The organism is Micromonospora sp. NPDC002411 (genome assembly GCF_053592955.1).
This window is the reverse complement of the sequence record NZ_JBSFBM010000341.1, coordinates 1-7,172: the sequence shown is the minus strand read 5'-3', so window position 1 is coordinate 7,172 and position 7,172 is coordinate 1. Positions and strand designations below refer to the sequence as shown.

At 71.8% G+C, this 7,172-nt stretch carries 9 protein-coding genes; 3 read left to right on the top strand and 6 right to left on the bottom strand.

Annotation, left to right across the window (positions count from 1 at the left end; genetic code table 11):
* The 3 genes from ACWCO3_RS28915 to ACWCO3_RS28905 all read right to left on the bottom strand — a co-directional run.
* The coding region (locus ACWCO3_RS28915) for an MSMEG_4193 family putative phosphomutase (protein WP_450013047.1) at positions 1-715 on the bottom strand (715 nt) is incomplete at its 3' end.
* Between the two features lie 186 nt (positions 716-901).
* A complete protein-coding gene (locus ACWCO3_RS28910) occupies positions 902-1,738 on the bottom strand; it encodes an undecaprenyl-diphosphate phosphatase (protein WP_145782113.1) in 837 nt (278 codons plus the stop codon).
* On the bottom strand, positions 1,735-2,787 hold the full coding sequence (locus tag ACWCO3_RS28905; RefSeq protein WP_145782115.1) for an LLM class F420-dependent oxidoreductase: 1,053 nt from the start codon (positions 2,785-2,787) through the stop codon (positions 1,735-1,737). Before ACWCO3_RS28905 ends, ACWCO3_RS28910 begins: the two co-directional genes overlap by 4 nt.
* 186 nt (positions 2,788-2,973) lie before the next feature.
* Between ACWCO3_RS28905 and ACWCO3_RS28900 the strand changes: the two genes are divergently transcribed.
* Entirely contained in the window at positions 2,974-3,945 is a 972-nt protein-coding gene (locus ACWCO3_RS28900) for an aldo/keto reductase (protein WP_088989714.1), read from the top strand.
* Positions 3,946-3,981: 36 nt separating this feature from the next.
* Here ACWCO3_RS28900 and ACWCO3_RS28895 read toward each other — a convergent pair whose 3' ends face one another.
* The 3 genes from ACWCO3_RS28895 to ACWCO3_RS28885 are packed head-to-tail and all read right to left on the bottom strand — an operon-like array spanning position 3,982 to position 6,302.
* Positions 3,982-4,890 carry a hypothetical protein gene (locus ACWCO3_RS28895; RefSeq protein ID WP_145782118.1) on the bottom strand — a complete coding sequence of 303 codons (909 nt, stop codon included), beginning with the start codon at positions 4,888-4,890 and terminating at the stop codon, positions 3,982-3,984.
* Positions 4,891-4,911: 21 nt separating this feature from the next.
* The gene (locus ACWCO3_RS28890) at positions 4,912-5,973 is read right to left on the bottom strand and encodes a WXG100 family type VII secretion target (protein WP_358164416.1); all 1,062 of its coding nucleotides are present in this window, start codon (positions 5,971-5,973) and stop codon (positions 4,912-4,914) included.
* A complete protein-coding gene (locus ACWCO3_RS28885) occupies positions 5,970-6,302 on the bottom strand; it encodes a hypothetical protein (RefSeq protein WP_355026109.1) in 333 nt (110 codons plus the stop codon). The genes ACWCO3_RS28890 and ACWCO3_RS28885 overlap by 4 nt, the downstream gene beginning before the upstream one ends.
* Positions 6,303-6,395: 93 nt before the next feature.
* On the opposite strand from ACWCO3_RS28885, the gene ACWCO3_RS28880 reads away from it, so the two are divergent.
* Together ACWCO3_RS28880 and ACWCO3_RS28875 are read left to right on the top strand one after the other, a co-directional pair.
* Positions 6,396-6,815, top strand: a complete 420-nt coding sequence (locus ACWCO3_RS28880) for a YbaB/EbfC family nucleoid-associated protein (RefSeq protein ID WP_450013042.1) — start codon at positions 6,396-6,398, stop codon at positions 6,813-6,815.
* A partial coding sequence (locus ACWCO3_RS28875) for a TY-Chap domain-containing protein (protein ID WP_450013041.1) occupies positions 6,812-7,172 on the top strand: 361 nt, incomplete at its 3' end. The genes ACWCO3_RS28880 and ACWCO3_RS28875, both read left to right, overlap by 4 nt.

The following is a 7,172-nucleotide window of genomic DNA, read 5'->3' as shown; positions in this document are numbered from 1 at the left end:
GCATGTCCGCGATCCTTCCGGGAAGGCGGCCGGTGGGACAGACGATCTCGGCGTAAGCCACGTCACCACTCGTCGGTTTATGAGTTCTTCTCAGGCCCGAGAGGTCACCGCCGGTGTCGTTGAGCCGGACCAGGAACGGTCGCAGTGGCGTGAACCGGATCGCCGTCACCGACGCCGGGTCGGCCACGATCCGCTGAAAGGCATCCAGGTGTACGCCGAGCGCGTCCGCCACGATGGCCTTGATCACATCACCGTGGCTGCACGCCAGCCACACCGCCTCGGGACCGTGCTCGGCGCTCACCCGGGCGTCCCACGAGCGAACCGCCGCCACCGCCCGGGCGGACATCGCCGCCATCGCCTCGCCGTCGGGGAAGACCGCAGCGCTGGGGCGCTGCTGCACCACCGGCCAGAGCGGCTCCTTGGCGAGCTTCTTCAGCGGCTGCCCCTCCCAGCTGCCGTAGTCACACTCGATCAGCCCGTCCTCGATGACCGGCGTGGCCTGCGGCAGCGCCAGCTCCAGGGTCTGCCGGCAACGGATCAGCGGGCTCGTCACGACGGCGGCCAGGGGCACCGCCCGCAACCGCTCGCCCACCGCGACGGCCTGGGCGCGCCCGGTGTCGTCCAGCTCGACCGGTTGCCGGCCGGCCAGGCCGCCATCGGCGTTCGCCGTGGTCCGGCCGTGTCGCAGAAGCAGAAGGGTCGCCACACCGACCACCCTAGGGCCTCCCCCGCCGCGTCAACCTCCACGGGCCACGGCCGGCCGTCCGGGTTGATCGACACCGGTTCGCCGATCTGGGGGTGTCCCGCTGCCCGGATACCCCCACATCGGCGATGTGGTGTCGGGCGGTACACCGACGGCCCCGGTCCGCCCGAAGGCGGGCCGGGGCCGTCGACGGGTGGGTCAGGTGGCGCTGATCGTGCCGGTCAGCAGCAGGGCCAGGACCAGGGTGCCCAGCGCGACCCGGTACAGCACGAAGACGTACAGGGTGTGGTGGGCGACATAGCGCAGCAGCCAGGCGATGGCCGCGTACCCGATGGCGAAGGCGATGACCGTGGCCACGATCATCTGGGCGACCGACGGCGTGGACGTGCCCGGGGCGGACGGTTCGAAGACGTCCCCGAGGCTGAACACGCCGGACATCACCACCGCCGGGATGGCCAGCAGGAACGAGTACCGTGCCGCCGCCTCCCGGGTCAGGTTGAGCAGCAGGCCGGCGGTGAGCGTGCCGCCGGAGCGGGACACCCCGGGGACCAGCGCCATCGCCTGGGCGAAGCCCATCACGATGCCGTCCTTCATCCGGAAGTTCTCCAGGGTGCGGGTCTGCCGACCCCAGTACTCGGCGAACGCCAGCACGAACGCGAACACGATCAGCGTGGTCGCCACCACCCACAGGTTGCGCCCGGCCGTCTTGATCTGGTCCTTGAACAGGAAACCGAACAGCCCGATCGGGATGGACCCGACGATCACGTACCAGCCCATCCGGTAGTCGAGGCTGGACCGCACTGACTTGTCCCGGATGCCCACCAGCCAGGTCCGGGTGATCCGCCAGATGTCCTTGGCGAAGTAGATCAACACGGCCGCTTCGGTGCCGAGCTGGGTGACCGCTGTGAACGACGCGCCGGCGTCACGGTCGAAGAAGATCGCCGAGGTGATCCGCAGATGCCCCGACGAGCTGACCGGAAGGAACTCGGTCAGTCCCTGGACGATGCCCAGGACGATGGCCTCGACCCAGGTCACTCGCCAACTCCGGAAAGGTCAAGTGCCTCGGCGACGGTACGCAGGGTCTGCACACCGCTCTCCCGGTCGGCCACGAACAGGGTCACCGACAGCGTGGTGACGCCGGCTGCGGCGTACTCCCGCATCCGCTCGGCGACGCGCTCCTTCGGGCCGAGCAGCGACGTCCGGTCGATGAACTCCATCGGTACGGCGGCGGCGGCGTCGCGCTGCCGCTTGGCCAGGTACAGGTCCTGCACCTCGCGGGCGGCGTCGCCGTACCCCATCCGGGTGGCGAGCTGGTTGTAGAAGTTCTGCTGGCGGCTGCCCATGCCACCCACGTACAGCGCCGCGTACCAGCGCACCAGTTCCGCGCAGGACGCCACGTCGTCACCGATCACCACGGGCACCGACGGCACCACGTCGAAGCCGGCCAGCTCCTTGCCGACCTTGGCCCGCCCGGCGCGCACCGAGGCGAGCTGCTCCTCGGCGAACTCCGGGGCGTAGAAGACGGCCAGCCAGCCGTCGGCGATCTCGCCCGCCAGCTCCAGGTTCTTCGGACCGACCGCGGCCAGGTAGATCGGTATGTGCTCGCGGGGTGGGTGGAAGCCCAGCCGCAGGGCCTTACCGGGGCCGTCCGGCAGCGGCAGCGTGTAGTGCTCGCCGTCGTACGCCACCTCCTTGCGGGCGACGGCCAGCTTCACGATGTCGACGAACTCGCGGGTCCGGGCGAGGGGCTTGGCGAAACGCACACCGTGCCAGCCCTCGGAGACCTGCGGGCCGGAGACGCCCAGGCCGAGGCGGAACCGGCCACCGGAGAGCGCGTCGATGGTGGCAGCGGTCATCGCGGTGGCCGCCGGCGTACGGGCCGGGATCTGCATCACCGCGGCACCGACGTCGATCCGTTCGGTCTGGCCGGCCATCCAGGCCAGCATGCTGGGCGAGTCGGAGCCGTAGGCCTCCGCCGCCCACACCACCGAATAGCCCAGCCGGTCCGCCTCCTGCGCCAGCGCCAGGTGGTCGGCCGGTGTGCTCCACGCCGTCTGATATCCAAGACTGAGCCCGAGTCGCACTGGTCCTCCCCCATCCGTGGCACAGGTCGCACCAGGTTACGCAATGCCGATAACGGAGTCGATCACCGGCTCGACCCCTTTGGTCCCCCCTCCATCGGGACAGCACCGGGCGGCGGAACCGGCAGAACCGGCAGAGATACGGGAGCGAGGATATCCGTGGCGGCAGGTTCGAAATAAGGTTCACCCATGCAACAGCGACCGCTCGGCCGAAGCGGGCTGGCGGTTTCCCGGCTCGCGCTCGGCACCATGACCTGGGGCCGGGACACCGACGCCGACGATGCGGCCGCCCAGCTGAAGAGTTACCTGGACGCGGGCGGCAACCTGATCGACACCGCCGACGTGTACGGCGACGGCGACGCCGAGTCGGTGATCGGCTCGCTGCTGGGCTCCCTCGTGCCCCGCGAGGAGCTGCTGATCGCCACCAAGGCCGGGTTGCGGCCGGGCAGTGGCCGACGCCGGGACGGCTCCCGGGGGCACCTGCTGCGGACGTTGGACGCGTCGCTGCGCCGGCTCGGCACCGACCACGTCGACCTGTTCCAGGTGCACGGCTACGACCCGGACACCCCCCTCGAAGAGACCCTGGCCGCTCTGGATCACGCGGTGGCCAGCGGCAAGGTCCGCTACGTCGGTGTGTCGAACTTCTCCGGTTGGCAGACCGCGCGGGCCGCCGCCTGGCAGACCGCCTGGCCGGGCCGGGCGCCGGTGGTCGCCGCCCAGGTGGAGTATTCGCTGCTGGAACGGGGCGTGGAGCGGGAGGTGCTGCCCGCGTGCGACGCGCTCGGCCTCGGCGTGCTGCCGTGGTCCCCGCTGGGCCGGGGAGTGCTGACCGGCAAGTACCGGCACGGTCGTCCGGCCGACTCCCGGGCCGCGTCGCCACACTTCGAGCGGTTCGTCGCCACGTACCTGGAGCCGCGCTGCTCCAGCATCGTGGAGGCGGTGGCGACCGCGGCCGGTGGGCTGGGTGTGTCGCCGCTGGAGGTGGCGTTGGCGTGGATCCGGGACCGGCCGGGGGTGACCGCGCCGATCCTCGGCGCGCGGACGGTGGGGCAACTGCTCGGCGCTCTCCAAGTGGAACGCATCACACTGCCCGAGGAGATCACCACCGCGCTGGACGACGTGTCGGCGGTGCCGGTGGGCTACCCCGAGCGCGACGGCTGACCGACCAGCCGGGTCGAGGCTGACCCGCCGGCCGCGTCAGGGCGTCGGACGCCGACCGGGAAGGTCGCCGAGCGCGGTGAAGAAGCGCGACTGGTCGTCGCGGAGAGCGGGCTGGGTGAGCCGGAGCCACGAGCCGTCGTCGAAGGCGATGGTGGACGAGAGCTGCACGAGACCGGTCGCACTGCGCTCGGAGTCGAACCGGGCCACCCGGCTGAGCGGCACACTCCAGAGCACCCGTGGTCGGCGCCGGTCCGGCCGGTCGGCGTCCGGGCGGGAGCCCATTCTGAGCAGGTGCAGGTGGGTGTCGGTCACCGCGAACGGGGTGCCCGTGTAGCGATCCAGGAAGAGCAGCAGGCTGCCGGCGAGGGTGGCGAGGTCGCCGCTGAAGACGTACCGACGTCGGTAGGCGATCTCGGCGAGCTGGTCGGCCAGGGGCCGGTACAGGCTGAGCCGGAACAACGCCCGGAACGCCTCCTGTTCCTCGGTGAGCGGGATCGGCTCCCGCTGGACCGGCTGGTGCGGCAGGTCCGGCTCCGGCGCGACCGCCTCCGGCAGGCCGGCGGCGACGGCACCCGCCTTGCCCGGCAGCAGCAGCACACCCGCCGCCATCCGCACCGGGGTGAGCACCGCATCGACCCAGACCACCGGGTTGACGATGTTGAGCAGGCCGAACAGCACCTTCGGGTCGAGGGAGTCGACGAACTTGTCGGCCATCACGTCGGCGAGTTGCCGGCCAGCCTTGTGCGTGTCCGGGCAGCGGACCGGGGCGAGGCCGACGTAGCGCAGCTCCTCCCCGGGCAGGAGCGGGGCCACCAGGGCACGTTCGGGTTCGTCGCTGGTGCGGAACTCCTCGCGCAGCTCACGGGCCTTGTCCCGGGCCGCCCGCGCACCGCCGAGCACCGCGTCGGTGAACCGACCCAGCCGACCCCGCTGCTCTGCCGTCACGCCGTACCTCCTCGACCGGGGCTAACGGCCCGCGGGTTGACCCGCGGGCGGCTGCCCGAAGACATTCTGGTCGATCCAGTCGGCGCCACCCTGCACCGCCTGGTCGATCTGGTCACCGACCTGCTCGCCGCCGGGGATGGACAGCCCGCTGGTAAACGCGACGGTCCCCCAGGTGACACCATGGACGACCGAGTTCGGCACGTTCCACGGAAGGTTGGTCGCCCAGTCCCGCGCGATCACCCGAGCGCCGTCGGCGACCCCGTGCGTCCGCAGCGCGGAGGCCCGGTCGAGGACGCCCATGTCGAACGGCGTACCGGACTTGCCCAGCTTGTAGGTGCCCTTGGTGGGATCGAAGATCTTGTGGAACCACTTGTCGGCCTTGCCCGCGGCGTGGCGCTTCTCGACGTACTTCCTGCCGGTGCGCAGCTTGTCCTGCATGGTGACCAGCTTGTCGAGGTGCGCCTGGAGCTTCCGCAGGGACAGCATGACCCGCTGGAGCAGGCGGATGACCTTCTGCAGGTGCGCCGCCAACGGGCGCAAGACCTTCAGCGCCCGGGTGACCACGATCAGGGCCCTGGTCACCGTCACGCCCACGCCGGCGACCCAGGACGCCCCCATGGTCACCGGCGCCATCAGGAGCGCCGTCACCAGCGTCACGAGCATCCAGTTCACGAACTCGACGCAGAGGTCCACGAGTACGTCGTGGACGGTCTGCAGACCGTCGGCGACGCTGCGCAGGTACTCCGCTGTCGCGGCGAACTGCTCGGCGACGTCGAGCATCTGCTGTTCGACCTCGGCCAGCCGCTTCCCGTACGCCACGCCGGAGGGTGAGAGCCACCCCGCCTGCGCGGACTCACGGACCCCGCGGTGGCCCTGCGCCAGGTCGCGTACCTGCGTGGCCAGCGCGTCCCACTCGGCGGCCTTGGCGCGCAGGACGGCGGGCTCACCGTCGACCAGCTCGACGAGCTGGATCAGCGGCCAGGCCAGCGTCCGGCAGACGCTGTTGACAGCGTCCTCCACTCCGGAGAGCGCGTTGTCGAGGCCGTTCCACAGCTGGACGGCGCTGCCGGCCGGGCCGCTCATCCGGGCAGCCCCGACTGGATGGCCTTGAACCCGGCGTCGAGGTCCCGCTCGTTCTGCTCGTACGCCTCGACCGTGTCGCCCAGCGCCGCGCCGACCCGACCGAACGCGGCGTGCGCGGCGCCGAACAACTCGCGGCCGCCGGCGACCTGCTCGGCGTACTTCGCGCGGAGCAGGTCACTGGCGAACGGCAGATGGCCGAAGGCGTCCGCCGGCACGTCACCGGCCGAGACGATCTGAGCTTCCAGCGCGGCGAGCGCACTGACGACCTGTTTCGCGGCTGTCTCCAGTCGACGGACCGCCTGCACGTCGACATCGATGTCCGGTGGCATGCCGTTCCTCCCCCATGAGTCGAGCGCACCGACGATACGATCTCCCGGCCGCCGGGCACCACCCGGTCGCACGATCCACTGGGGAGGGATCTCATGACGGACCCGACGTCCACGTTCGACGCGCTGGCCGGGCGGATCGCCGACATCGAGCGCCGGTTCGCCGGGCTGGGCGACGACCTGGCCGAGCTGTCGGGCATGGCGACCGACGAGAGTGGCCTGGTCTCGGCGACCGTCGACGCCACCGGGGCCCTGACCGGCCTCACTCTCGCGCCCGCCGCGCTGCGCGCCGGCACCGAGGGCGTGGCGGAGCTGGTGCTCGACGCGTACCGGCGGGCCCGTGCGGCCGCCAGCGACCACGTCGACGAGCACACCGAGGGGTTGGACGGCGCGCTCGGCGCGAGCCTGGGCGACCTGTTCGGCACGCCGGGCGACTTCTCGGCCCTGGGCCGTCTGGAGGAGACCGTGGCCCGGCTCGGCCGGCTGGACGCCCGCCTGCCCGGCCCACCGGCGTGACGTCGCCGACCTGGCCGGAGATCGTCACGCGGCTGCGGGACACGATCGCCCGCTGCGACCGGGACACCGACCTGGAGCTCTCCGCCGGTCCGCGCGGCATCCTCCTGCTGGTGCGCCGCGAGGTGGTGCGGGTGGTCTGCCCCGGCCACGACGAGGCACGCCTGGCCGCACTCGGGTGGCACCGTCCGACCGGCGACGAGGGTTGGTGGTACGAGGTGCCGCGCACCCCGGAGCAGGTGGAGCGGGTGAGTGTGCTCGTGACCCGTACCGCCGCCGCGCTGTTGACCGACCGCCCGGATGCCCTCTCGTGTCGGGCGGTGCCGGCAGCCGCGCGCCCGGGCCCGCCGCCGCGACCGG

What these genes read in the sequence shown, in the direction of transcription:
- ACWCO3_RS28880 (WP_450013042.1), top strand. Translation starts at nt 6,396, where the DNA reads ATGACGGACCCGACGTCCACGTTCGACGCGCTGGCCGGGCGGATCGCC.
- ACWCO3_RS28890 (WP_358164416.1), bottom strand. Translation starts at nt 5,973, where the DNA reads ATGAGCGGCCCGGCCGGCAGCGCCGTCCAGCTGTGGAACGGCCTCGAC.
- ACWCO3_RS28885 (WP_355026109.1), bottom strand. Translation starts at nt 6,302, where the DNA reads ATGCCACCGGACATCGATGTCGACGTGCAGGCGGTCCGTCGACTGGAG.
- ACWCO3_RS28900 (WP_088989714.1), top strand. Translation starts at nt 2,974, where the DNA reads ATGCAACAGCGACCGCTCGGCCGAAGCGGGCTGGCGGTTTCCCGGCTC.